Genomic DNA, 23,266 nt, shown 5'->3' with positions numbered 1-23,266 from the left:
GTCAGTCTCCCAGCGGCAAGCGATCGTCGCCGCCGCGGTAATCGTCCAGGGCGAGTTTGATCCGCCGCAGACGTTCTTGATTGCCTTCAGGGTTGGCCAGCGCGAGCTCGGTGGCAAGCACGTCGATGGCCAGCAGCATGCCGTAGCGCGCCGCCGTCGGTTTGTAGATAAACGAGGTTTCGACGCCTTGCAGCGGCAGCAGCACATCGGCCAATTGCGCCAGCGGCGAGTCGGCCCGGGTGATGGCGATAATCCGTGCACCGTAGTTACGGGCCAGTTCGACGGCGTCGATGAGTTCGGGGGTGATGCCGGTCAGCGAGCAGGCAATGACCGCGCGTTCGACATCAAGGCTGGCGGCGGTGACGCGCATCATCACCGGGTCGTGGCACGCCGCAATCGGGTAGCCAAATCGCACCAGCCGCACTTGCAGCTCATCGCTGCACAAGGTTGAACAACCGCCCAGGCCGAACGCATGAATCATCCGCGCCTTGCCCAGCAGTTTCACGGCATCGGCGAACCGCGACTCGTCGAACGCCGACAGATGCTGACGCAGGGTCGACTCGATATCGCCGACGATCTGCCCATAGAACGCCGACTGATCCGGCGTCCCCGCCGGGTCAAGGAAGCGGCTGCCGACGCCGCTGGCCTGGGCCAGTTGCAGGCGCAGATCACGCAGGTCGCGACAGCCCACCGTGCGGGCAAACCGCGACAGCGTGGCGGTGCTGACCTCCGCCCTCTGCGCCAGCTCATCGAGGCTGGCGGCCGAGGCAAAGCCGACGTCGTTGAGCATCAGCCGCGCGATGCGTCCTTCACCGGCGCTGAAGGAATCCTGGCGGGCGCGGATCTGGTAGAGGATGTCCATGGCAGGCGGCTCCGGTTAGATCAGGTAAGAAAGACCCACGGTCAGCGCGAAAGCCACCACCGAAATAATGGTTTCAAGCACCGTCCAGGTCTTGAAGGTCTGGGCAACGGTCATGTTGAAGTATTCCTTGATCAACCAGAAGCCGCCGTCGTTGACGTGGGAAAAAATCACCGACCCGGCGCCGGTCGCCAGCACCAGCAACTCGGGGTGCGGATACCCCAGACCGATGGCCACCGGCGCGACGATGCCCGAGGCCGTGGTCATGGCCACGGTGGCGGAACCGGTGGCGATCCTCATCAACGCCGCAAACAGCCAACCCATGATCAGCGGCGACAGGTGAAATTCGTGGGCCAGGCTGACGATCTGATCGGTGACCCCGGCGTCCACCAGGATCCGGTTCAAGCCACCGCCGGCACCGACCAGCAAGGTGATGCTGGCGGTTGGCGCCAGGCATTCGTTGGTGAACTTGAGGATCGATTCGCGGCTGAAGCCCTGGGCGATGCCGAGGGTCCAGAAGCTCAGCAACGTCGCCAGCAGCAGCGCGATCACCGAGTTGCCGATGAACAGCAGGAACTGGTTGAAACCGCTGCCCGGCGTGGAAATCAGGTTGGCCCAGCCACCGATCAGCATCAGCACCACCGGCAACAGAATGGTCGCCATGGTGATGCCGAACCCCGGCAGGCTGTCGCGCGGTTCACGGTCGAGGAACTGGCGTTCCAGCGGGTTTTCCGCCGGCAGTTGAATGCGCGGCACGATGAACTTGGCGTACAAGGGACCTGCGATGATTGCGGTCGGAATGCCGATCAGAATCGCGTACATCAAGGTCTGTCCGACCGACGCCCCATACACCTGCACCGCCAGCATCGCTGCCGGGTGCGGCGGCACCAGCGCATGCACCACCGACAAGCCAGCGACCATCGGCAAACCGACCATCAGAATTGAAACGCCCACGCGCCGCGCCACGGTAAAAGCGATCGGCACCAGCAATACAAAACCGACCTCGAAGAACAGCGGCAGCCCGACCAGAAAGGCGATGCAAACCATCGCCCAGTGCGCGTTCTTTTCGCCAAAACGGTCGATCAAGGTCCGCGCCACCTGCTCGGCACCGCCGGACTCGGCCATCATCTTGCCGAGCATCGTGCCCAGCGCCACCACCAGTGCAATGTGCCCCAGGGTCTTGCCGACCCCTGCCTCGTAAGCGCCGACCACCCCGGACGCCGGCATGCCCGCCATCAGCGCGAGGCCGATGGAGACCAGGGTAATGACAATGAACGGATTGAGTCGGTAGCGGGCGATCAGAACGATCAGGGCAATGATGGCGATGGCGGCATACACCAGCAGCCAATAGCCGAAGGACAGGGTCATGCGGTACTCCTCGAAAGGGTCACGTCGAATGGGTTGCGAAACTCTTAAATCATTTCGAGGCGTGACATTCAAACGAGGTGAAAGTTATTTTCGTGCAGAGGTAAGGGATGTCGCGCAGAGGTATGCCAGGTCGGTGGATATGAAAATCAGGCAGGCGGATTTACATCCGCTCCCATAGATCGTTCCCACGCTCTGCGTCCCAAAAAGCGGACGCGGAGCGTCCGGTGAGGCATTCCCACGCAGAGCGTGGGAACGATCGGCGGGAGGATGTTCAGTCGTGATTCACGCGGGCACGTTTGAGCAGCTTCTTGCAGCGCTCGGACAAATGCAGCACCCGCAGATGCTTGCCGGACTTGGCGTAGCGTTCACGCAAAGTCTTCAGCGCGGCGATGGCCGAATAGTCGACAAAACTCAGGTGGCGGCAGTCGATGGTCACGACAGGCGGATCGTTGGCGGGGTCGAACTGATTGAGAAACGGCGTAGTCGAGGCAAAGAACAACGTGCCATGCAGGTGATAGTGCTTGCTTCCGTCAGCTTCGAGATGAGCATCGGCATACAGCTCGCGCGCCTGCTGCCAGGCAAAATTGAGCGCCGCGATGATGATCCCGCACAACACGGCAGTGGCCAGGTCGGTGAACACGGTGATGACTGTGACCGCCACAATCACCAACACATCGTTCAGCGGCACCTTGTTCACCACCCGCAACGACGCCCAGGCGAACGTTTGCTGCGACACAACAAACATCACGCCGACCAGCGCGGCCAACGGGATGCGCTCGATCAGCGGCGACAGAAACAGAATGAACAGCAGAATCAGCACCCCGGCCACCACCCCGGACAGCCGGCCACGACCACCGGAACTGAGGTTGATGACGGTCTGACCGATCATCGCGCAGCCACCCATGCCGCCAAAAACCCCCGAGACCATATTGGCCGCGCCCAACGCCACGCACTCGCGATCAGGGAAGCCACGGCTTTCGGTGATCTCATCGGTGAGGTTCAGGGTCAGCAGGGTTTCCAGCAGGCCGACCAGCGCCATCAAGATCGCGTAGGGGGCGATGATGCGCAGGGTGTCCAGGCTCCAGGGAATGTCTGGCAGCGCGAACGTCGGCAAGCCGCCGGCGATGTGCGCCATGTCGCCCAAGGTGCGCGTCGGCAGGCCGAGCAGATACACCGCCAGCCCGACACTCAGGATCGCCACCAGCGCCGGCGGCACGGCACGCGTCAGGCGCGGCAGCAGGTAAACGATCGCCATCGTCAACACCACCAACCCGGTCATCAGGTACAACGGCGTGCCACTGAGCCAGGTTTCGCCATCCTTGAAGTGTTCGAGTTGCGCCAGCGCAATGATGATCGCCAGGCCGTTGACGAACCCAAGCATCACCGGGTGCGGCACCATGCGCACCAGTTTGCCAAGCCTCAGCAGCCCGAATGCCAGCATGATCAGGCCTCCGAGCAACACGGTCGCGAGCAGATACTGCACGCCGTGTTGCACCACCAGCGCGACGATCACCACCGCCATCGAACCCGCTGCACCGGACACCATCCCCGGCCGCCCGCCGAAAAGCGCGGTCAGGGTGCAAATGATGAACGCGCCGTAAAGCCCCATCAGCGGATTGAGGTGGGCCACCAACGCGAAGGCAATGCATTCGGGGAGCAGGGCGAAAGAAGTGGTGAGTCCGGCCAGGACATCGGCGCGCAGACGTTTTGGTTTCATGGAGAATCGAACACGACAGGGAGAGAGGGTGCGGATGTTACGGAATCGGGGGCGACCCGGCCAGTTGTCGGGTTGCTGAAAACGCAATCGCGAGCAGACTCGCTCCCACAGTGGATCTCCGTTACACACAAAATCTGTGTCCTGTGAAGATCAAACTGTGGGAGCGAGCCTGCTCGCGATTGCAGCGACGCGGTCTAAAGCGAACTCAAACCATCTCGTCCCGAATCCATTCAACCACCGACGTCCGTTTCGGCACCCAGCCCAGCAATTCACGCGCATGCTTGCCGCGCACCCGGCTGTTGGAGCCCAGGCCATAGTTGGCCATTTCATAACCCCATTCGGCTTCGGCGTCTTTCAACGGCCAGTCTTGCGCCTTGCCCAGTTTCAGGGCTTCAGCCATGGCCGTGGTCATGTCGATGAAGGACGCTTCACCGCTTTCGACGAAGTAGAACGTCCCCGGGACGTTTTTGGTCAGTGCCAGCAGATACAGGGACACCACGTCTTCGATGTGTACGTTGGACCAGATGTTCTGACCCGTGCCGACATGTCGGACCACACCGCTTTTACGCGCCTGTTTGAGCAAGCGCGGCAATTGCACGCTGTCGCGATTGACGCCCAGGCTGTGGCCGTAAATCAGGGTGTTGCAGATCACGGCCGAGTTCACGCCGTCTTTCGCCGCGGCGAGGATCAGGTTGTCGATGGCCACACGGGCAGCCTTGTCGACGGTCGGTTCCGGCAGGTTGTCTTCGAAGTAGATGACGTCACTGGCTTTACCGCCGGAGGCATCGCCGACGATGCTCGAACCGCTGGTGTGCAGGAACACTTTGTGGGAGCCGCGCAACGCATTGAGCAAGGCTTCCACCGCGCCACGATGGTCGCTGCTGGCAGCGTTGATCACGGCATCGGCGGCGCGGGCCTGTTCAGCCAGTAGTGCGCTGTCGTCAAGAGTGCCGATCACCGGGATGATACCGATTGCGCTCAGTTCAGTGGCTTGGTCGGCGTTGCGAACCAGGCCGGTGACTTTATGGCCCGCCCGGACAAGACCGGTGGCAATGGAGCCGCCGATGAAACCAGCAGCGCCGGTAACGAATACGTTCATGGAGAAACTCCCTGCGTGAATAAGTGATGCATTGAGTATCGAGGACCGTCCCGTGGTGAAACAGACCCGCTGACCCAAATCACTCTTGCGCAGGGATCACGAATCAGCCTGTGAAGTCCGCATTCGCATAAGCCGCCAACTTGCCCTGAATGAAGTCCAGGAAGCATTGAATGCGCAGGGCCAGTTGCGAGTTGCGGTAGTACACCGCGTTGATCGGTTGGCGATAGCCGCTGTTGAAATCCGCCAGCAGCACCTGCAACCGACCGGCACGAATGTCGTCGATCGTCATGAAGTGCGACAGACAGGCAATGCCCTGGCCTTCCAGCGCCAGGTGCCGGATCGTCTCGCCGCTGGAGGCGCTGATCGACGCCTGAATCGGCCAGCGATCACCGTGCACATACCGTAGCGGCCACTGGTTGAGGCCCTCGTTCTGGGTAAAGCCCAGCAACGCATGCCCAGCCAGGTCTGCAACCGCCGTTGGCGTGCCGTGTTGCTCAAGGTACGCCGGGCTGGCGAGGATGTGCAGCGGGCTGCAACCCAGTGAGCGTGCGTGCAGGGTTGAATCGGCCAGTGCGCCGATGCGGATGGCGATATCGGTGCTTTGTTCGAGCAAGTCGATGATCAGGTCGTTGCTGTTGAGTTCGAGCTGAATGTCGGGGTAGAGGCGGCGGAACTCGTCGATGTACGGCACGATGGCGTGCAGCATGAACGGCGAGGCGGCGTTGATCCGCAGACGCCCGGACGGGGTTTGCTGGCGTGAGGTCAGGCGTTCTTCGAGCTCGTCCATCTGATCCAGAATCAGCTTGGCGTGCTCGAAGAAATACTTGCCCTCCTCCGTCAGGTCCATGCGCCGCGTGGTGCGGTTGATCAGCGTGGTATCGAGCTTGGCCTCCAGCCGCGACAGCGTGCGGCTGACCGCCGAAGGCGTCTGCCCAACCTGTTCGGCTGCCGCGGAAATTGACCCGCACTCAATCACGCAGACGAAAATCTGCAACTCATCGGATCTGGCTTTCACGGACGCCCCTCATCGATCAATTCAGCGCCGGCCTCTGTAGGAGCCAGGCTTGCCGGCGAAGGCGTCTGCTAAAACGCCTTCGCCGGCAAGCCTGGCTCCTCCAGGTTCTGGCTTCAGGTATCGATAGTAACCGAGCTCACGCCTTGAGGCCGAACACCTCGGTCAGGTGCTGTTCATAACGCGCCACATCAGCCTCGATATTCGGACGTTTCATCACATCGACCGCCAGGAAGGTCGGCAAACCGCTCATGCCGAGAAATTCGTTGGCCTTGTGAAACGGGAAGTACACCGCGTCCACGCCTTTGCCTTCGAAGAAGTCGGTCGGGTCGTCAAAGGCTTGCTGCGGTGCGTTCCAGGTCAGCGACAACATGTATTGCTTGCCGTGCACCAAACCGCCGCTGCCGTATTTTTGCGAGGCGTCGGAACGGGTGCGGCCGTCGCTGGCGTAGAGGCTGCCATGGCCTTCAGTGAAGACTTCGTCGATGTACTTCTTCACCGTCCACGGTGCGCCCATCCACCAACCGGGCATTTGATAAATGATCACGTCGGCCCAGAGATATTTGGCGACTTCTTCAGCAACGTCGTAGCCCTCGTCGATGAAGGTGGCTTTTACATCGATGCCGCCGCGATCCAGCACGCTCAACGCGGCGTCATGCAGGGTGGTGTTGTAGCGGCCATCGGAGTGGGCGAACTTTTTACCGCCATTGAGCAACAGGACTTTTTTCATGAGAAATCTCGGAAGGTCAGGAATTCGATGGCGGCAGAGTAACGAGCTGCCTCGCGCGGAATAAGCGCTGAATTCGCAAAACACATTTGACCAATACGCACGAATAGACAGGGGATTGTTGCCATAAACTTGCGCCGATTCTGAACTTGAGGAGATTTCTGATGAGTGAACTGCAAGGCTTCATCCTGCACGCCAAGACCCGCCCGGAAAAATCCGACGCCTTCGAAGCGTTTTTCCGCGGCCATGTAGAAGCGAGTCGCGCCGAGCCCGGCTGCATCGAGTACCACATGCTGCGCGACAAACAGGACCCGACCCTGTTTATCTTCTACGAGATCTGGCAGTCCCAGGCGCACCTCGACGTGCACTCGAACCTGCCGCACATGCAGCAGTTCCGCGACATGCGCATGGAATACCTGGAACGGGATTTTGATATCCGCGCCATCGAGATGCTTAGCCCTTCCTCCGCTACCCGTTGATTAGCAAATGGCCGCCGAGCACACCGAGGCCGATGAAGAACACGCGCTTGAACAGCACGGCGCTGATCCGCTGACGCAGCCATTGGCCGAGCAACATGCCGAGCACTGCCGGGATCAACGCCAGCAACGACGCACTCAGTTCACCACCGCCAAGGACGCCGCGCCATAACAGGCCGGCGGCCAGGGCGAGGGTCGAGACGGTGAACGACAGGCCCAGGGCTTGCACCAGTTCATCCTTGCTCAAACCCAGTGCTTGCAGATACGGCACCGCCGGAATCACGAAGACGCCGGTGGCCGAGGTGATGACGCCCGTCACAACTCCACACAGCGGACCAAGCCAGCGTTCGCTCTGACCACCCACGCGCAAGGCCGGCAGGAATAGACCGCTCAGTGCATAGAGCATCAGCGCCCCGCCCAACGCCCGCACCACCCACTGACCACCGGCCATGCCGATCCACACCGTGCCGGCCCCGGTGCCAATGAAGATCGCCAGGAGCATCGGCCACAACCGTTTGATCAAACCGAGCAAATGCCCACCGAATGCCAGTTGCCAGACATTGGTGAGGGTTGCCGGGATGATCAGCAGCGCGGCAGCCTGTGACGGGGCCATAGCCAGACCGAGCAGGCCCATGGCGATGGTGGGTAATCCGAGGCCGATCACGCCTTTGATCATCCCAGCCAGCAGGAATGTGGCGATCACCAGCAAGGAAAGGGTCAGACCGAGGTTTTGATAGAACGCAGAGAGAGTATTCATGGGGCCATGGTGAGCCTGGATTGGCGGGTTGAAAATCTGCCATATACTGAGGCTGCCTCTTGCCTGACAAGAGGCTGACAACTGCGTCGTTACGACTGACGCCTTCGCGAGCAGGCTCGCTCCCACAGTTAAAACACATTTCCCAATGTGGGAGCGAGCCTGCTCGCGAAAGCGCCCTTCCAGGCAACACATATTGAGAGGTTGCTGCCATGCACTTCGACCTGACCGACCTGCGCCTCTACCTGAACATCCTCGACACTGGCAACATCACCGCCGGTGCCGCCCGCAGCCACTTATCCCTGGCAGCGGCCAGCGCCCGAATCCGGGCCATGGAATCCTCCCTCGGCATCGACTTCCTGGAGCGTGGCCGGCGCGGTGTCACACCCACCCCGGCCGGCAAAGCCCTGGCGAAACACGCCCGTGCCCTGCTGCAACAAGCCGAGCGCCTGCAACAGGATCTGGCCGAATACGCCAAGGGGGTCAAAGGTCAGGTGCGATTGCTGTGCAACACCACCGCGATCACCGAATACCTGCCGGAGTTGCTCGCCGACTTTCTGCGCGAGCATCCGAACCTCGACATCGACCTTCAAGAATTGCCCAGCGCCCGCATCACCCATGCGTTGCGCCAAGGGGCGGCAGACCTCGGCATCGTGTCCGACGCGGTGGACACCGATGACCTGCACACCCGGCCGTTTCGCGAGGACCCGCTGGTGTTGATTCTGCCTCCTGATCATCCCTTGGCCGACCAGCCATCATTGACCTTCGCCGACACCTTGAACCACGACTATGTGGCCCTGGGCGCCAGCAGTGCCTTGGCCATCCACGTGGAAGAACAGGCCCTGCACATTGGCCAGCGCATGCCGATCCGCATTCGTGCCGACGGCTTCGATGGGGTCATTCGCATGGTTGCGCGCGGCGCAGGACTGGCCATCGTGCCGCGGGTGGCCATCGAGCGCTGGCCACAGGTACAAGGGGTCACGACCCGCGCTCTTCCCGAAGACTGGGCCAACCGCACCTTGAAAATCTGTGCCCGTGATGTCGACAGCCTGCCCGGTTACGCCCGGGCCTTGCTGGAGGCACTGACGCCGGGAACGCCTTGACTCTACCGTAAGGGGCAGACTCTATGCTGCGGGCTTCATTTCAGGAGTACACGCGATGAGCAAACGAATGCTCGTGATTCTGGGCCACCCCTCCACCGACAGTTTCTGCGGGGCGTTGAGCGAAACTTACGTCCAGGCCGCCAAGGATGCCGGACATGACGTGCGCCTGCTGCGTCTGGATGCGCTGGACTTTGATCCGGTCTTGCACCACGGCTATAACACTATCCAGCCGCTGGAGCCGGACCTGTTGCAAGCCCAGGCCGATATCACCTGGGCCGAACACCTGACGTTCGTTTATCCGATCTGGTGGGGCGGCATACCGGCGTTGATGAAGGGCTTTCTCGACCGCATTTTCCTGCCCGGTTTTGCTTTCAAATACCGTGAGGGCAAGGCCTTCCCCGACAAACTGCTCAAGGGCCGGACCGCGCATCTGCTGGTGACCATGGACACGCCGCCCTGGTATTACAAATGGGTCTATCACATGCCCGGCCTGCACCAGATGCGCAAGACGACCCTGGAGTTCTGCGGCATCAAGCCGTTGAAGACCCTGACTTTCGGGCCGATCCTGGGTTCGAAGTCGACCCAGCGTGACGCCTGGCTCGAACAGGCCCGGGTTACCGCCGGTAGCTGACGCACCCTTCGCTGCCTGCTGACGGCGCACCCTCGCCGTCAGTCCGTCCTCACGTTCCCTCTCAAGCGGTCGTTCGTCGGCTGTGCGCGTCATTTACACGCCGCTGCAACCATTGAATGTTATTCACTATATTATTCGCTCCGATCAGGCATGAGGTCTGGTCGCGCTACGCCCTGTTTGATCATCGAGACGGATCTTTATGTATATCGGCAAAGCCGCCCAGCTGTCGGGCACCACAGTCAAAAGCATTCGCCATTACGAAGAAATCGGCCTATTGCCCGAGCCCAAGCGTGAAGGCAAATACCGTATCTACAGCCAGCAGAGTGTCGAGGTGTTGACGTTCATCAAGTGCGCCCAGCAACTGGGTTTCAAGCTCAAAGAGCTGCGGTTGATGTTGAACAACTACCAAGGTGACGAATTCCCGTGGGACATGGCGCAAAAAGCGATCGCCGAAAAAAAGGCCGAGCTGGTCTCCCAGATCGGCGCTCTACAGCAACTGCACAACGGCCTCGAAGAATTCGAAAACAACCTCAACGATGCCCGAGATGAATGTCAGTTCGAGCGTATCGCCCGCTATGGCGAAAAAAACCCGGGCAATACGCTGAACTGACTACCCTGCTGCACAGGATGATCCCTCGCATGTCACTGGCGCGCCTGCGCTGCCGGTCATCAGGTCAGATCAAGGCGGGCTTCCCTGCGGCTCGATCTTTTTCCGGCAGCGGCGCTACCGGAACAATCGCGGCGAAGAACCACGGCGACACCAGCGTCACCAGCAGAATGGTCATGACACCGCTGGAAAACAGCGCCATCGCCACCAGTGCGCCCAAATCGACAATCGGCTTGAAGTCGGAAAACAGAAGCGCCATGAATCCCACGGAGAAAATCACCACGTTGACCACGGTCGAACGGCCGACGCTGTGCATCGCCTGCAAAATGGCCGCGTCGATATGAATGCCTTGCTGCACCAACAGTTTGATCCGTGACAGCAGGTGCACCGCGTAATCGACCACACCCACCACCAGGAAGGTCACCAGCGTCGTACCGATGTTCAGCTCGATGCCGAACAGGAACATGAAGCCATAGACTGTCACCGAGGTGGTCAACAGGGTCAGCATGCCGAGTACGCCCAACCGTACCGACTTGAGCCAATACATCATCATCAGCGTGACCACCAGCAACGCCAGGGAAAAACTCAAGACCTGGCCCTGGGTGATTTCCTGCAACACGCCGGTCCAGATCAACGGCGTGCCGGCGTGCGTCACTTCGAGATTGGCCGGTTTGTTCACCAGCAACCAGGCATCGAGCTGATCCAGCATGGCCTGGTAGTCGCTGGCCACCGACGACGTCATGGTGTACAGCGTCAACGCCTTGGAATAGTCGGCATTGAGCACGTTATTGAGGTCCGAGCCGCCGCCGTTCTCGAACAGCATCACGTGTTGCTCGATCAGTGAGTTGCCCGGCACCTCGAACCGCTCGACCTGCCCCTCATCATTGACCGACGTCACCTGCTCCAGCGCCTGGGGCACGCGCAAGTAGTCGGGGTTCATGTCGTTGAGCACCAGGTTCATGCGCTTGACGTAAGTCGCCAGGGAATAGCCGTAACTGACGTGCGGTTGCTGCTTGATGAAGTGGTCGAGCTTGTCGATGAACTGCACCACTTCAGTGGTCAGCACGCCGCGCGGCTCTTTGCTGTCGATGGCGATCCAGCCCGGTGCCGTGCCCGCGACCCCGGCTTGGTTGATGAACTCGTCCGAAACGCGAATATGGCTCTCGGGCTTGAAGTAGGCGATGCCAGAGTCTTCGATATCGACGCGAAAGGTGAACACCGTCATCAAGATCAGCAAGGGCAGCGTCACGATCAAGATCGGTTTGCGCCATTGGATCAACCGCGCGCAGAACGCCACCAGATAACGCGAAATGATCGATTCCTTGTGCACGGCAGCGAGGGTTTTCGGAGTCTGGTCCTTGCCCCAGATCGAAATCCAGGCCGGAATCAGCAACAGTGAAATAATCAGCGCCGCCGTCAGGCCGATGGACATGAATACGCCGAAATTGCGGATGCTGACGATGTTGTTGGTCGTGGAAATCATGAAGGTGGCGATGGTAGTCACCGTCGTCAACACCACCGGCACCACCATCAGCCGTTGCGTCTCGCGATTGGCTTCACGGTTACTTTTACCGGCGTTTTTCTGTTCGTAATACTCGGCCATCACATGGATCGCATCCGAGCAGCAAATGGTGAACAGAAACACCGGCAGGACACTGGTCAGCAAGTCGAACGGCACCCGCAACAAAGCCATCAGGCCCAGTGTCCAGATGGTGCAGAACAGAATATTGAACAGCGGCAACAGCACGCCCAGCGGTTTGCGGAAGAAGAAAATCAACAGCAGGGTGATCAACAAAAAGACAATCGGAAACAGCACCGCCAGGTCATGGTCGATGATCTCCTGCTGGGCCGCGATGAAGATCGGCATGCCGGCAATGAAGATCTCATCCTTGAACTCCGGGTGCGCTGCCTGATAGTCCGCGACAATGCCGCGCACGATCTGGTAGGCGCGCAGTTGCGCCTGGGCGTCGTCTTGCTTGGTGCCCAGCTCGGCCACCAGCATCGCGACTTTCTTGTCCTTGGAGACGACCCCGTCGACCATCAGCTCGTTGCCCATGATCTGCGACTCGACCAGCGCCGGGTCCATGTCGTAGGCGTTGAGGGTCTTGTGGATCAGCAACTCGCCATCGCCGGTCAGCACGATGTTTTCCAGGTCGCCCATCGACGCCATTTCACGGATCGGGTTGATTCGCTCGGCGAGAAAAGTCAGGAACAGCTGATCATGGGCATCCCAGTTCTGGCTCTTGGCGTAATCACGCAGGGCCTTGGCCTGGGCGTAGTCGTTCTGGGAAAAACCGTTCTCCAGAATGTCCCGCGCCAGCAACTGTGCACGACTGTCGTCTGGGTGCTTCGCAACGATTTGCGTCAACTGTTCCTTGTCGGCGTCGTTGGCCAGGATCATCTTGCGCACCGATTGCGACATCGAAAACAGTGCGTTGAGGGTCGGCTTGTTGAACACCGTCTGCGGGTTGTTGATTGCCACCATCACCGAGTCAAACGTGCCGGTGAATTCGCTTTGCAAGTCGATGATGGTCTTGCGCGCCGGATGGGTTTCCTTGAGCAAGTAAGGGTTGGTGTCGGAGATCAGCGAGCCCAGCGTATAGGTGAAATACGCCGTGACCGCCACCAGCAGGAAAACGATCGCCCGCGCATAGCGCTCGACGAAGTTCAGGTATCTTTCCATGATCATGCGTTCCAGGGTCGTCGGGATCGGTGCTTAGCGGGCAGACACGGCAAAGTCCGGCACATCGCCGGTTTTCAGCCCGCGCTTGATGGCGGTCTGGGTGAACAAACGGTCTTCCAGTTGCACGTTGTATTGCAGGTGGTTGAAGCGCATCTCCGAACGCGTGCCGTCGATGAAGTGTTCGGTTTCGCTCAACACGATGCTGTCGATCGAGTCGATGGTGTCGACCTTTTGCGTGCGCATCTGCTTGACCAGCACGCCTTTGACGTCGAAGAAGTCCTGACGCATGACCAGGAAATTCTGCTTGTCGATCCACACTTTCAGCTTGTTGTAGCCAGTCTTGGCCAGCACCTCGGGCGACGCCGGTTCACGCTCGATCACGTAGCAGTCGCGGCCCTTGACCTGTTCTTCGCCGACCAGCGTCTGGGTGTAATCCTTGACCCGGATCTTGTCCAGGTCGGCGTAGGAGTACTCGCTGCCCATGAACGAGCCGCGCTTGTCGGTGGTGGAGATCCGCCGCGTCTGGCGGCTGACCGGCAAGTACATCCACTGGCTGTCTTCCTGGCCCAGGGTTTCGTGGGGGTTTTCGATATGAAAAGCCACGTCGCGCACGTCAGTGGGGGCGGAGAAATACATGCTGAATTTGTCGCTGTCCGGGTAATCCTTTTGCAGGTAAGTGAACTCGCGAACCCGGGTATTGCCCTTTTTGTCGTGGAGGATCAGCGACACTTGGGACATGAAGCTTTTGCCGTCGTTTCGATCCCGCACCTGGCGGATGATTTCATCGGCATTCTTGCCGTCGGCGGCGGTGGCGCAAGCGCCGCTCAGGATCAATGCGGCGGCGGTCAGACTTTTGAATAGCGGCAACATGGGAACTTCCCTTTTCGTCAGATGAATATGGTCGAGCCCATGCGCCAGGGGCACGCAGGCGTCATAGGGTTAAAACAGGTAACCGGCGGACAGCCGCACTTGATCGCGGTTGTCGTACTCGCCGAAGGGCTTGTCGGGCTTGCCGAAGAACACATCCACTTCCAGCCCGAGCTTGATCCAGTCCACCGGTTTGTAAGTGAAGATGCCTTGCAACAGCGCATCGTCGTTAAACGGTGGCGAGGCGGCGACCACCAGCCGGCTCTTGAGTCGGTCCTGCCAATGGGTGCCCTCGGCGGATAAGGTGAACAGGTGCTCGCGCTTGTCTTGCAGCATGCCGTCCTGCCAGTCGAGCAATTGCTGTTGCTGCCACTGCACGGAAATCAGCCAGTCACGCAGCAAGTAGTCGACGCCCAGCAACGACTTGACCATCGAGGTGCTGTCGGCGCCGTAAGCGCGGGTCGGATTGGTCACCCGCCAGTTGTCGAACCAGGCAATTTCGCTGCGCACTACGATGCTGTGACCGGCGTCGATCGCCAGCCCCGCGCCGCCCATGGTGTAACGGGGAAACTGGCGTTCCAGTCGCGTGCGGCCGTCATCGGCCAGGCCTTCGACGGCGTACACTGGGTCCTGCTGGCGCGCGTTCAGTGCGACGAAACTGGTGTCCACCGAACCGATGCGGCCGTTGGCGCTCAGGCCATACGAAAAGCCCTTGTCACCGTCGTAGCCGGGCTTGGAATCGAGCAGGAAATACTGAGGATCCGGCGCGGCAAACAGCGGCGCGTCGAACTCGCTGCCTGCCACCGGCGGCTGGTTTTTCACAAAGTCGGTGACCCACAGCGCCTCCAGTTCCCACTCGCCCACCGGTTGCGCAAACCGCACCATGGGCACCGCGATCCGGCTGTCTTCCAGTAGCGGAGTCAGGCCATCGCGATAGTCCACCGGGTTGATCTGATCAAGCACCCGCAACTCATCGGCACGCCCCCAGACCACTTGCTGCCAGCCGACAGTCACCTCGCCGTCGCCCACCGACTGGCCCCAGTACAAATGCCGCCAGTCGGCGTCGAAGCGGTATTTGTCCCGCGCCCGCTCGCTGTACGGATTGTTGCCGTCATACCGGGCGTCGTAACGCACCCGGCCCTTGGCCTTGTAGTAACCACCGTCCCAGTTGTCTTCCAGGTTGGCCTTGAAATACATGGCCTTCTGGGTGATCTGGTCGTCACCGTGCAGGCGCAATGCGGTGGCGACGCCGACCTCGGCGTCGGCGTAATCCGGCTTGAGGTCGTCGACCGTCAATTCAGCCAGCGCCGGCGGCGCGACCATGCAGGCCAATACCGCCCACGCGGCACGGTTAATGTGTGATCCCGGCATGGTTACATTCCCAACCCGACACCGCCGTCGATCACCAGGCTCTGCGCAGTCACCCCGCCCGCTTCGGGGCTGGCCAGGTAACGCACCATCGCCGCGACTTCTTCGCTTTGAATGAAGCGGCGCATCGGCAGTTTTTTCTTGGCGTTGCGCAGGATCTGTTCCTGGGTCAGCCCGGCAATGGCCGCTTGCGCCGCCAGTTCACCTTGCAGCATGGGCGTGTCGATCCATGCGGGCAGAATCGCGTTGACGGTGATCAACCGTGGTGCCAGGTCCAGCGCCAGGGCTTTGGTCATGCCGACGATGCCGTGCTTGGAAGCGCAGTACGCGGTGTTGCGGACCTTGCCGGCGCGGCCGAGGATCGACGACATGTTGATGATCCGCCCGCGGTCCGGCATCAACGGCAGGCACAAAGAAGTGACGTAGAACGTACCGTTGAGGTTGACCGAAATCACCTTGCGCCAGTTGTGCAAATCTTCCGGTTCGTTCTCGTTGCAGATGCCGGCGCTGTTGACCAGCACATCGACGTAGTCCACCTGTTTGGCGAGCATTTTGAAGAAGGCTTCCATGCCCTCCAGGTCGGCAATGTTCGCCGAATGGGTTTCGACACGGGCCTTGATCTGCCCGTGTTGCTCGTCGACCCAGCGTTGCAGTTCCGGTAAATCCAGATCCAGCAGGATCAAGCGGTGCCCGGCGTCGGCGGCAAAATTTTCTGCCACCGCCCGGCCGATGCCTTTGGCGGCACCGGTAATCAGAATGGTCCGACTCATGGCATCTTCAACCCGCCGTTGACCGGCAGGACCTCACCCGTCAGGTACAAACCGCGATCGGCGATGTACAGCACCGCCTCGGCTATCTCATGAGGTTCGGCGTAACGCTTGATCAGCAACCGTGACTGGATTTCCTGTTCCTGACTGCCGATCAGCGCCGTGCTCATTTCGGTGTTGACGATGCCCGGCGCCACCGCATTCACCCGAATGTTGCGCGGCGCCAGTTCCACTGCCAGGGCACGGGTCAGCGCTTCGACACCGCCCTTGGCCGCGGCATAGTTGCTTTGCCCCTTGCCGGGTTTCTGCGCTGCCACCGAGCTGATGTTGACGATGCAACCGCTGCGCTGGCGCATCATGCCCGGCACCACTTGCTGACAGCAGAGCAAGGTGCCGATCAGGTTGGTCTGGATCACCTCGACGATGTCGCGGCTTGGCATCGTCGCCAGCAACCCGTCACGGGTGATGCCAGCGTTGTTGACCAGCAGATCGACGCGCTGGAAATGCTCGTCGACCCGTTCGAAAAAGCCTTTGATGCTGTCGCCGCTGCTGACATCGCATTGCAGCGTCAGGCACTCGAGGCCCAGTGCCTGAACCTCGTCACGCAAGGACATGGCGGCCACTTCGTCGCGTACATAACTGAATGCGATCTGATAGCCCGCGCCGGCCAGGGCCAGGACAATCGCCCGGCCGATACCACGACTGCCACCGGTCACCACTGCTACTTTATTCGGCATGACCGTTCCTTAGAGTGAGTTGTCAGTCTTGAACTGCGCGAGGCTGAAGCCGTGGGTCGCGGCCAGGGCACGAATCTGCTGCACTTGCTCGCGGCTGATATCGCCGTAGGAGTAGTGCTGTTTCATCCCGGACAACCCCATCAACACCGACTCCGCCATGCAGGCATACAACTGGCCTTCCTTGAGGTAGGCGCGCACGTTACGAATCAGGCCATCGCCCAATGGGGTCTGGACAATCCCGCCGTGCATGTACAACACGTCAGCCCGTTGCCCGGAGAGGTTCTGATCGACGTTCAGCGGCACCGCGATGTCGCAGATCACGCTGTTTTCGGCGAAGTGATCGGCACCGAGAAACGGTTGAGGGGCATTCGCCGCACAGAGCACGATGCGCGCCTGTTTCAGCACCTCAAGGTCATTGCTGACCGTGATGAACGCATTCGCACCCAGGTGCTCTTCGACCAGACGCTGCACTCGCAAACCGAGGTCGGCGCCAGCACCGTGGGCCTGTAACAACGCGTCGATGCCGTCGAGTTTCTGCAAGCGGCTGGCGAGGCGGTCGTGCTCGGCGACACCTTTGAGAATCGCGCGGGCGGCCTCGGCGTAAATCAGCTGGGCGGTCTTCTCCAGGCGCCGCAGTGAGCCGTCGCGACCGCTGCCGATGAGGATCAGGTGTTCGACACTGGTGGACAGCAACGAAGCGTAAGTCGAAGCAATGTTGCCCGCCGCACCGACCACCGCCGCCGTCTGTTGGCTCAGTTCCAGGCCTTGCTGCTTGCAGCCTTGCTCGATCGCTTCCAGGCCCATGCCGATGGTCAGCGCATTGCCGGAAGTCAGCGCCATGTCGGGGATTTTCAGCGCCTGACAGTTGTTGGTGACGATCGAGGTGTACATGCCCAGACCGGCCACACTGCAGCCATCCGCCCGGGCATCACGGATGCGATTACCGACTTCGTCGCGGATGGTGTCCAGGTCGCCACTGGCGATGTACGCAGCCATGGCATCGGAGTCCATGCACAACGGGTACAGGGTGAATTCCACGGCGGTGCCAAGTTTCGAACGAATCAGCACCGGGCCGATTGGCGCAGCACGCCGCTCCGGGGCCATACGCTTGATGAACTCGCGCTTCTGTTCGGCGCTGAGGGTCGACAGCGACGGGTCAACATCACTGAGCATGTCGGAATCGATCAGGTGATTGATGAACGCCACGCGCGCCACCACGCGAACGTTCTCGTCAGGCTTTGGGAGGTGTTCAGGCTGCTTGAAGCTCACCTCGCGGGCCGGTACTTCGGGGATGCTGTCGGCGCAAACACCCGCCGCCAGCGGAAAGGCATCGCGGCGACGCAGCATGTCGCAGACCTTTTGCAACGAGCCGATCAAGCCGTCGATTTCCTCGAAGGTGATGCACACCGGCGGCTCCAGGCGAATCACGTTGGCGTTGCTGCCCGACGGCGCGACCCGCAGCGATTCGAATTGCAGCAGGTAGCCGGCAATGATGTAACCCAGCGCATCGTTGTACTGCGCCGACGCCTGCACCAGCGAACTGGTGCCGGTCAGGTCGTGCAGTTCGAACCCCAGCAGCAACCCTCGACCACGCACGTCGGCAATCACGTCCGGGTACGCGGCTTTGAGTTCGAGCAATGACGACTTGAGGTATTCGCCTTTCCTGTTCACCTCCTTGAGCATCGCGCTGTCGTTGGCAAACAAGCGGCGCAATGCCGACAGGGCGATATGGCACGAGGCATCGTCTTCGGCGAAGGTCGAGCTGTGGATGTAGCTGAAATCGTTTTCGTAGTGGCTGGCACGGATGACCGTCGCGGCAATTTTCATCAGGCCACCGCCCAACGCTTTGGACAGGCAGTAGTAATCGCCCTGCAAATTGAAATGGCTGGCGCCGAGCAAAGTGCCGGTGCGGCCGAAACCCGATTGCACTTCGTCGATGATCAGCGGGCATTGCTGCTCGTTGCACAGGCGACGCAGGCCCAGGTAGAACTCGTTGGCGAACTCGTTGATGCCGCCCTCGCCCTGGATCGGTTCGAGCAACACCGCCGTGATCGCGCTGAAAGCGTCACGACGTACCTGCAAGGTCTCGCCGCTCCACTCAAGGCTAAGCCAATGCCGCGTGTGGCGGGCCGGCAAATCCAAGAGCTGCTGGGGTTGCTGCGGATCGATGAACTCGACGTTAAGGCCAAAACGGGCGAACGGCTGACGGTACTGTTTGCCGTACGTCAGCTGGACGGTGTTCACCAGTTTGCCGTGAAAGCTGCCACGCAGGGCGACGAATACCGGCTCGACATGCAACTGCGCGAGGTTGTGTTGACGCACCGCTTCCACCACTTGGCGCACGGTCACGTAAGACAGATTTTCCGGCAGCAATCCGGCGGGCAGGTCGAGGTCATCAACGTCCAGTTCGACATAGGCCTTGTCGCTGGCGGTCAGGTTGGCCAGGGCGAAATCCCGTTCGTCGAACTGCTTCTGCAAGGTTTTCTGACGGCGGTATTCGGCATGCTTGACGGCGATTTCCACCGATTCGGCGCCACTGTTGGAGAAGGTCGAAATGTAGTGCTCGTTGTTGTTCAACTCCCGATTGAACGCCTCGCTGAGTTCGCGCCCCAGCATACCGGCGGCGCCACGCACGGACATCTGCGCATTGAACGGCACATCGGCGCGCAACAGGCCGCAGAGTTGGTCGACGAACTGCGGGTCATTGTGGCCAAACAACGCCGCACCGTAACCGCCCAGAAAGTCGGTGACGGTCACCTCTGCGCCTTGTTTGTCGAGGTAAAACAGCTTGCTGCCCAGCGCCCGGTGGAACTGGCATTCCAGGCCCAGGGCCTGCATCAATTCAACGAATTTAGGTCGTACGTAATCGCGGTAATCCATAAAAGTCATATCCCTTGATCAGAAAATAGAAGCGATTCATTACGTTCAAAACGGCTGACCGGCCGCCTGATAGTCGAGCTGGTAACAGGCGCTGAAACCGTTGTCGTCACGGTTGATGATCAGGCAGTCGCGCAGCACCGCGTCCCGGCCCTCACCGAGCACAAACGGCAGCTGCGGTTCCACCGGTTGCTGCAACCCGATGATCGGCGGCACACGCTGGTCCTGCAGTGCATGACGGGCCAGGATCAGGTCGACCAGGCTCGGCGCGCCGCTGAGAATGCCGGTCACCGGCACGCTACTGGTGATATGCGAGGCACCGGCGCGGGCCAGCGTCCGTGCCAGGTCGGTGTCCTTGTGCGGATCGCCACTGGCGCTGCTGACCAGCAGATCGACCTGCTTGTCCGGCAGGTTCAACGACCCCAGTCGTGGATGGGCGGTGAGTCCCGACAGGCAGGTCTGCGGCCCATCCGGTAGATCGTCGGCCCGGCGCAAAATCAATGCCGCCGCGCCTTCACCGGCAATCCCACCCGTGCCTTGGCGATCGAATGCACGCAAGGTTTGCGAACCGTCGGTGCTGATCACGCCAGCCTCGGCCAGTGCGGCCAGCGCCAACGGATCGAGTTCACTGCCGGCGCCGACCACAATCGCCGCATCGATACGACCGCTTTGCAACGCCGCGCATGCCTCGCGCAACGCCGCCAGATTGCCGGCCACGCCTTGCATGTAGGCGTTGCATTCGCACTCCAGTTTCAGCGCCAGACTGACAACCCCGAGCAAGCCGTTGCTCAGGCTCTTGAGCACCAGGAACGGGTCGAGCGCGCGCTCCCGCAACACCCGTTGAGCAAGGCGCCGCATGTCGGCACCGGACTCATCGCGGCACTCGTGGAGCAACTCGCCATAGGCCGCCAACGACGGATGGGTATAACCGCCCTGGCAGCAATAGAGGCCGTAGCGCAGCTCGTCATTGCCTGGTTCAAGCCCGGCTTCGACCAACGCCTGACGCACCGCGCTGACGCCCCAGATCACGGCCGGCGGGCAGTAACGCTGGAGGTTCTGGGCCACGTCCTGGCGACTGGTTTGATGGTCTTCATCACTGACATGCCCGAACGCCTTCACGCGCTCACTGTGGAACAGTTTCGACTGCAGCAAAGCGATACCGCTGCGGGCTTCACTGGCCGCTGACCAAAAGCGTTGCACGCCCCAGCCGCTGGGTAATACGCAACCGCTGCCGGCGATGGCAACGCGCACAGTAGCGCCCGTCATTGTCCGTGCTCCCGATATTTGCCCAAGGCCAGCGAAGTGTTGAGGCCGCCAAAACCGAAGGAGTTGCTCAAGGCAAAATCCACCCGGCGGCTGACCGCTTGTCCGGCGCAATAGTCCAGGTCGCATTGCTCATCGACCTCATGCAGGTTCACTGTCGGCGTGACCAGATCGTTCAGGCACGCCAGCGCGGTGATCATGCATTCGGGTGCGCCAGCAGCGGCAATCAAATGCCCGAACTGCGACTTGTTGGCGCTGATGGCCAGTGACCGGTAGTGCTTGTGCTCGGCGAACACACTTTTGATCGCCAGGGTTTCGGCGACGTCATTGAGCGGCGTCGAGGTGCCGTGGGCGTTGATCAGATCGATCTGTTGCGCACGCAGGCCGGCGTCGTCCAGCGCGGCTTGCATCGCCAGCGCCGCGCCCCGACCTTCGGGTTGCGGGGCGGTGACTTTGTAGGCGTCCAGGCTGCTGCCGAAACCGAGCACTTCGGCATACGGCGTCGCTCCTCGCGCCAACGCATGCTCAAGGCTTTCCAGTATCAAGAAACCACCGCCCTCGCCGGCAATCAGGCCACTGCGATCACGGTCGAATGGCCGGCACAAATCGACACCCCAGCGCTGTTCGCTCGATGCCGCGCCGAGCAGGTACAGCGCGGCCATGGTGTCGAGGTTCAGCACCGAATCGGCGCCGCCGGCAATCGCCACGTTCACTTCACCGCGACGAATCATCTGAAAAGCATTGCCGATGGCCTGGGAGGCTCCGGCGCATGCGCTGCTGATATTGATCACCGGGCCTTCGCAACCCAAACCGTCGGCAATCACCCGAGCCAGTCGATCATTGCTCTGACGCAGCGAGCCCTCGGTACTGACCTGCCCGGCGCGGGGCATCAGGTGTTGCCAGCCCGGGGTGCAGCCATCCGGTGCCTGGGTCAACAGCATGTCGGCCAGCATGTGTTGGGGCGCGCCCGAAGCGCAGAGCACGGCGGCTTCACGTAGCTGTTCAGGAGCAAGTCCGCTGTCTTTCACTGCTTGGGTGGCGGCCACCCAGCCAAAACGGCTGCGTTTTTCCAATGCAACGGTCCAGGCCGGGTGGTCCTGCAGGGCCTCAGGCAACAGGCTCATATCCACGGCCGCGGCGTAGCGCACCGGGAACGTGCCGTCTTCCACCCCGTCGGGCTGCCATGGACGCACGCAATGTTCGGCGCCAAGCATTTTTTCCCAGAGGGTCTGCCATTCGAAACCGAACCCGGTCACGGCGCCCATGCCGGTAATCACAATCCGTGTCGCACTCATGTGTGCTTCTCCATGGTTTCACTGGCCAGCAGCAAGGCGCCCCAATGACCGGCGCGGCTATGGCTGACCAACAGCGTATAGCCCGGTGTCGCCGAAGCGTTGTGGGTAAGGTGCAAGGCCAGCGCGATTTCGGTCAGCAAGGCGCTGGCGCCAAGATCGCCGGTCATGGCATGAGTGCTGCGAACGTCCTGCGGTCGGTCGGCGAACAGGCTCATCAGTTGCGCATCCTCGGGGTTGGCGACGATTTGCTGGACGTCACCGAGGCACAGTTTTTCCAGGCTCAGTGCCTGGTCGATCACCCGCCGGGCAACCGCTGCGCCCCGTTGCGGATCAGCGCTGTAACCCCGGGCGAACCCGGCAATGCGCAAGGCCATCGGGTTGGTGCGCGAAGGCGTCGAGCCGAGCAGCAGTGCCGCGGCGCCTTCGCCATAAGTCGGCTCGTCTGCCTGATAGGGTTCACGCAGATACAGGGCGGGCGTCAGGTTCGGACTGCTGCTGACCACCAGCGCCGCTTCGGCACGTTGCTCGACAATTTGCTGGCAGGCTTCGATCAAGGCATCGAGCCCGGCGTTTTCCTGGGAACAGAACCCACCCATCGGCCCGTGGCATTGCAACGCTTCGGCCACGTAGGCCATCACGCTGCTGTTGAGCAGCATCAGGGCATGCAGCGGCGGTGTATTGGCCAACAGTTGCGCCAGTGGCTTTTGCGGTTGCTCGCCGATCGCTTGCACCGCGTCCCAGCAAGGGCTTGGCGCGTCGACTTCTGGAATGGCCGCCGTCAGGGCAATCCGTGCCGGAGGCAGTTGCAGGGCCGCCAGCGCGGGCGCCAGGCGCGCCGTGCAATGCAAAAGCCGCAGGCCTTGTGGTTCGACGCTACGCTGGATTTTGCGGTCGAACAGATCGCTGGCCAGACGCGGTGTCGGCAGCGGGTATGCCCGTCGCGTCGCGTCAAATGCCAGCGGTTGCGGCGAAGGTGGCGTTCCGAGCAGGTCGGCACATTCGCTGCCGGCGGCGTTCAGCACGGCGGCAGAATGGATGAAAACGGCAATGCTCATG

20 protein-coding genes are annotated in these 23,266 nt (G+C 61.0%); 4 read left to right on the top strand and 16 right to left on the bottom strand.

What is annotated here, in order from left to right; all coding sequences use genetic code 11:
* Position 1: 1 nt before the first annotated feature.
* The 6 genes from HP062_RS24885 to HP062_RS24860 all read right to left on the bottom strand — a co-directional run bounded on the left by HP062_RS24885 (position 2) and on the right by HP062_RS24860 (position 6,785).
* Positions 2 to 862, bottom strand: coding sequence for a MurR/RpiR family transcriptional regulator (locus HP062_RS24885; RefSeq protein ID WP_172792212.1), 861 nt, complete (start codon positions 860 to 862; stop codon positions 2 to 4).
* Positions 863 to 877: 15 nt separating this feature from the next.
* On the bottom strand, positions 878 to 2,227 hold the full coding sequence (locus tag HP062_RS24880; RefSeq protein WP_172792211.1) for a gluconate:H+ symporter: 1,350 nt from the start codon (positions 2,225 to 2,227) through the stop codon (positions 878 to 880).
* Between the two features lie 271 nt (positions 2,228 to 2,498).
* Positions 2,499 to 3,944 carry a SulP family inorganic anion transporter gene (locus tag HP062_RS24875; protein ID WP_172792210.1) on the bottom strand — a complete coding sequence of 482 codons (1,446 nt, stop codon included), beginning with the start codon at positions 3,942 to 3,944 and terminating at the stop codon, positions 2,499 to 2,501.
* Positions 3,945 to 4,149: 205 nt separating this feature from the next.
* Positions 4,150 to 5,043 (bottom strand): NAD-dependent epimerase/dehydratase family protein, encoded by an 894-nt coding sequence (locus HP062_RS24870; RefSeq protein WP_083375098.1) that lies wholly within the window; start codon positions 5,041 to 5,043, stop codon positions 4,150 to 4,152.
* 103 nt (positions 5,044 to 5,146) lie between these two features.
* Positions 5,147 to 6,058 (bottom strand): LysR family transcriptional regulator, encoded by a 912-nt coding sequence (locus HP062_RS24865; RefSeq protein WP_145309814.1) that lies wholly within the window; start codon positions 6,056 to 6,058, stop codon positions 5,147 to 5,149.
* 136 nt (positions 6,059 to 6,194) lie between these two features.
* Positions 6,195 to 6,785 (bottom strand): NAD(P)H-dependent oxidoreductase, encoded by a 591-nt coding sequence (locus HP062_RS24860; protein ID WP_172792209.1) that lies wholly within the window; start codon positions 6,783 to 6,785, stop codon positions 6,195 to 6,197.
* A 161-nt stretch (positions 6,786 to 6,946) separates the two neighbouring features.
* On the opposite strand from HP062_RS24860, the gene HP062_RS24855 reads away from it, so the two are divergent.
* Positions 6,947 to 7,261, top strand: a complete 315-nt coding sequence (locus HP062_RS24855; RefSeq protein ID WP_169856493.1) for a putative quinol monooxygenase — start codon at positions 6,947 to 6,949, stop codon at positions 7,259 to 7,261.
* Here HP062_RS24855 and HP062_RS24850 read toward each other — a convergent pair.
* Positions 7,251 to 8,015, bottom strand: a complete 765-nt coding sequence (locus HP062_RS24850; RefSeq protein WP_010463718.1) for a sulfite exporter TauE/SafE family protein — start codon at positions 8,013 to 8,015, stop codon at positions 7,251 to 7,253. The two genes, HP062_RS24855 and HP062_RS24850, sit on opposite strands and share 11 nt — an antisense overlap.
* Before the next feature lie 209 nt (positions 8,016 to 8,224).
* Between HP062_RS24850 and HP062_RS24845 the strand changes: the two genes are divergently transcribed.
* From HP062_RS24845 to HP062_RS24835, 3 genes are all read left to right on the top strand, one after another.
* Positions 8,225 to 9,115, top strand: a complete 891-nt coding sequence (locus HP062_RS24845) for a LysR substrate-binding domain-containing protein (protein WP_010463719.1) — start codon at positions 8,225 to 8,227, stop codon at positions 9,113 to 9,115.
* A 55-nt stretch (positions 9,116 to 9,170) separates the two neighbouring features.
* On the top strand, positions 9,171 to 9,746 hold the full coding sequence (locus HP062_RS24840; RefSeq protein WP_077747337.1) for an NAD(P)H-dependent oxidoreductase: 576 nt from the start codon (positions 9,171 to 9,173) through the stop codon (positions 9,744 to 9,746).
* A 199-nt stretch (positions 9,747 to 9,945) separates the two neighbouring features.
* Positions 9,946 to 10,356: a MerR family transcriptional regulator gene (locus tag HP062_RS24835; protein ID WP_154914016.1), complete on the top strand. Its 411-nt coding sequence runs from the start codon at positions 9,946 to 9,948 to the stop codon at positions 10,354 to 10,356.
* Between the two features lie 64 nt (positions 10,357 to 10,420).
* Here the strand turns inward: HP062_RS24835 and HP062_RS24830 are convergent, their stop codons facing one another.
* From HP062_RS24830 to HP062_RS24790, 9 genes are all read right to left on the bottom strand, one after another.
* Positions 10,421 to 13,036 (bottom strand): RND family transporter, encoded by a 2,616-nt coding sequence (locus HP062_RS24830; RefSeq protein WP_083375103.1) that lies wholly within the window; start codon positions 13,034 to 13,036, stop codon positions 10,421 to 10,423.
* A gap of 33 nt (positions 13,037 to 13,069) precedes the next feature.
* Positions 13,070 to 13,906 (bottom strand): outer membrane lipoprotein-sorting protein, encoded by an 837-nt coding sequence (locus HP062_RS24825; RefSeq protein ID WP_010463723.1) that lies wholly within the window; start codon positions 13,904 to 13,906, stop codon positions 13,070 to 13,072.
* Positions 13,907 to 13,975: 69 nt separating this feature from the next.
* Positions 13,976 to 15,274 (bottom strand): DUF1302 family protein, encoded by a 1,299-nt coding sequence (locus tag HP062_RS24820; protein ID WP_010463724.1) that lies wholly within the window; start codon positions 15,272 to 15,274, stop codon positions 13,976 to 13,978.
* Positions 15,275 to 15,276: 2 nt separating this feature from the next.
* Positions 15,277 to 16,041, bottom strand: a complete 765-nt coding sequence (locus tag HP062_RS24815; protein ID WP_172792208.1) for an SDR family NAD(P)-dependent oxidoreductase — start codon at positions 16,039 to 16,041, stop codon at positions 15,277 to 15,279.
* On the bottom strand, positions 16,038 to 16,775 hold the full coding sequence (locus tag HP062_RS24810) for a 3-oxoacyl-ACP reductase family protein (RefSeq protein WP_172792207.1): 738 nt from the start codon (positions 16,773 to 16,775) through the stop codon (positions 16,038 to 16,040). The genes HP062_RS24815 and HP062_RS24810 overlap by 4 nt, the downstream gene beginning before the upstream one ends.
* A 9-nt stretch (positions 16,776 to 16,784) precedes the next feature.
* Entirely contained in the window at positions 16,785 to 19,655 is a 2,871-nt protein-coding gene (locus HP062_RS24805; RefSeq protein WP_172792206.1) for an aminotransferase class III-fold pyridoxal phosphate-dependent enzyme, read from the bottom strand.
* Between the two features lie 45 nt (positions 19,656 to 19,700).
* Positions 19,701 to 20,918, bottom strand: coding sequence for a beta-ketoacyl synthase N-terminal-like domain-containing protein (locus HP062_RS24800; protein ID WP_172792205.1), 1,218 nt, complete (start codon positions 20,916 to 20,918; stop codon positions 19,701 to 19,703).
* Positions 20,915 to 22,210 (bottom strand): beta-ketoacyl synthase, encoded by a 1,296-nt coding sequence (locus tag HP062_RS24795; RefSeq protein ID WP_172792204.1) that lies wholly within the window; start codon positions 22,208 to 22,210, stop codon positions 20,915 to 20,917. Before HP062_RS24795 ends, HP062_RS24800 begins: the two co-directional genes overlap by 4 nt.
* Positions 22,207 to 23,265, bottom strand: coding sequence for a beta-ketoacyl synthase (locus HP062_RS24790; protein WP_172792203.1), 1,059 nt, complete (start codon positions 23,263 to 23,265; stop codon positions 22,207 to 22,209). The genes HP062_RS24795 and HP062_RS24790 overlap by 4 nt, the downstream gene beginning before the upstream one ends.
* Position 23,266 lies beyond the last annotated feature (1 nt).

Source organism: Pseudomonas sp. B14-6, assembly GCF_013260315.1.
Classification (GTDB): Bacteria; Pseudomonadota; Gammaproteobacteria; order Pseudomonadales; family Pseudomonadaceae; genus Aquipseudomonas; species Aquipseudomonas mandelii.
This window is presented reverse-complemented; position numbering and strand designations above follow the sequence as displayed.

What these genes read in the sequence shown, in the direction of transcription:
- HP062_RS24885 (WP_172792212.1), bottom strand. Translation starts at nt 862, where the DNA reads ATGGACATCCTCTACCAGATCCGCGCCCGCCAGGATTCCTTCAGCGCC.
- HP062_RS24880 (WP_172792211.1), bottom strand. Translation starts at nt 2,227, where the DNA reads ATGACCCTGTCCTTCGGCTATTGGCTGCTGGTGTATGCCGCCATCGCC.
- HP062_RS24875 (WP_172792210.1), bottom strand. Translation starts at nt 3,944, where the DNA reads ATGAAACCAAAACGTCTGCGCGCCGATGTCCTGGCCGGACTCACCACT.
- HP062_RS24870 (WP_083375098.1), bottom strand. Translation starts at nt 5,043, where the DNA reads ATGAACGTATTCGTTACCGGCGCTGCTGGTTTCATCGGCGGCTCCATT.
- HP062_RS24860 (WP_172792209.1), bottom strand. Translation starts at nt 6,785, where the DNA reads ATGAAAAAAGTCCTGTTGCTCAATGGCGGTAAAAAGTTCGCCCACTCC.
- HP062_RS24855 (WP_169856493.1), top strand. Translation starts at nt 6,947, where the DNA reads ATGAGTGAACTGCAAGGCTTCATCCTGCACGCCAAGACCCGCCCGGAA.
- HP062_RS24850 (WP_010463718.1), bottom strand. Translation starts at nt 8,015, where the DNA reads ATGAATACTCTCTCTGCGTTCTATCAAAACCTCGGTCTGACCCTTTCC.
- HP062_RS24845 (WP_010463719.1), top strand. Translation starts at nt 8,225, where the DNA reads ATGCACTTCGACCTGACCGACCTGCGCCTCTACCTGAACATCCTCGAC.
- HP062_RS24840 (WP_077747337.1), top strand. Translation starts at nt 9,171, where the DNA reads ATGAGCAAACGAATGCTCGTGATTCTGGGCCACCCCTCCACCGACAGT.
- HP062_RS24835 (WP_154914016.1), top strand. Translation starts at nt 9,946, where the DNA reads ATGTATATCGGCAAAGCCGCCCAGCTGTCGGGCACCACAGTCAAAAGC.
- HP062_RS24830 (WP_083375103.1), bottom strand. Translation starts at nt 13,036, where the DNA reads ATGGAAAGATACCTGAACTTCGTCGAGCGCTATGCGCGGGCGATCGTT.
- HP062_RS24825 (WP_010463723.1), bottom strand. Translation starts at nt 13,906, where the DNA reads ATGTTGCCGCTATTCAAAAGTCTGACCGCCGCCGCATTGATCCTGAGC.
- HP062_RS24820 (WP_010463724.1), bottom strand. Translation starts at nt 15,274, where the DNA reads ATGCCGGGATCACACATTAACCGTGCCGCGTGGGCGGTATTGGCCTGC.
- HP062_RS24815 (WP_172792208.1), bottom strand. Translation starts at nt 16,041, where the DNA reads ATGAGTCGGACCATTCTGATTACCGGTGCCGCCAAAGGCATCGGCCGG.
- HP062_RS24810 (WP_172792207.1), bottom strand. Translation starts at nt 16,775, where the DNA reads ATGCCGAATAAAGTAGCAGTGGTGACCGGTGGCAGTCGTGGTATCGGC.
- HP062_RS24805 (WP_172792206.1), bottom strand. Translation starts at nt 19,655, where the DNA reads ATGGATTACCGCGATTACGTACGACCTAAATTCGTTGAATTGATGCAG.
- HP062_RS24800 (WP_172792205.1), bottom strand. Translation starts at nt 20,918, where the DNA reads ATGACGGGCGCTACTGTGCGCGTTGCCATCGCCGGCAGCGGTTGCGTA.
- HP062_RS24795 (WP_172792204.1), bottom strand. Translation starts at nt 22,210, where the DNA reads ATGAGTGCGACACGGATTGTGATTACCGGCATGGGCGCCGTGACCGGG.
- HP062_RS24790 (WP_172792203.1), bottom strand. Translation starts at nt 23,265, where the DNA reads ATGAGCATTGCCGTTTTCATCCATTCTGCCGCCGTGCTGAACGCCGCC.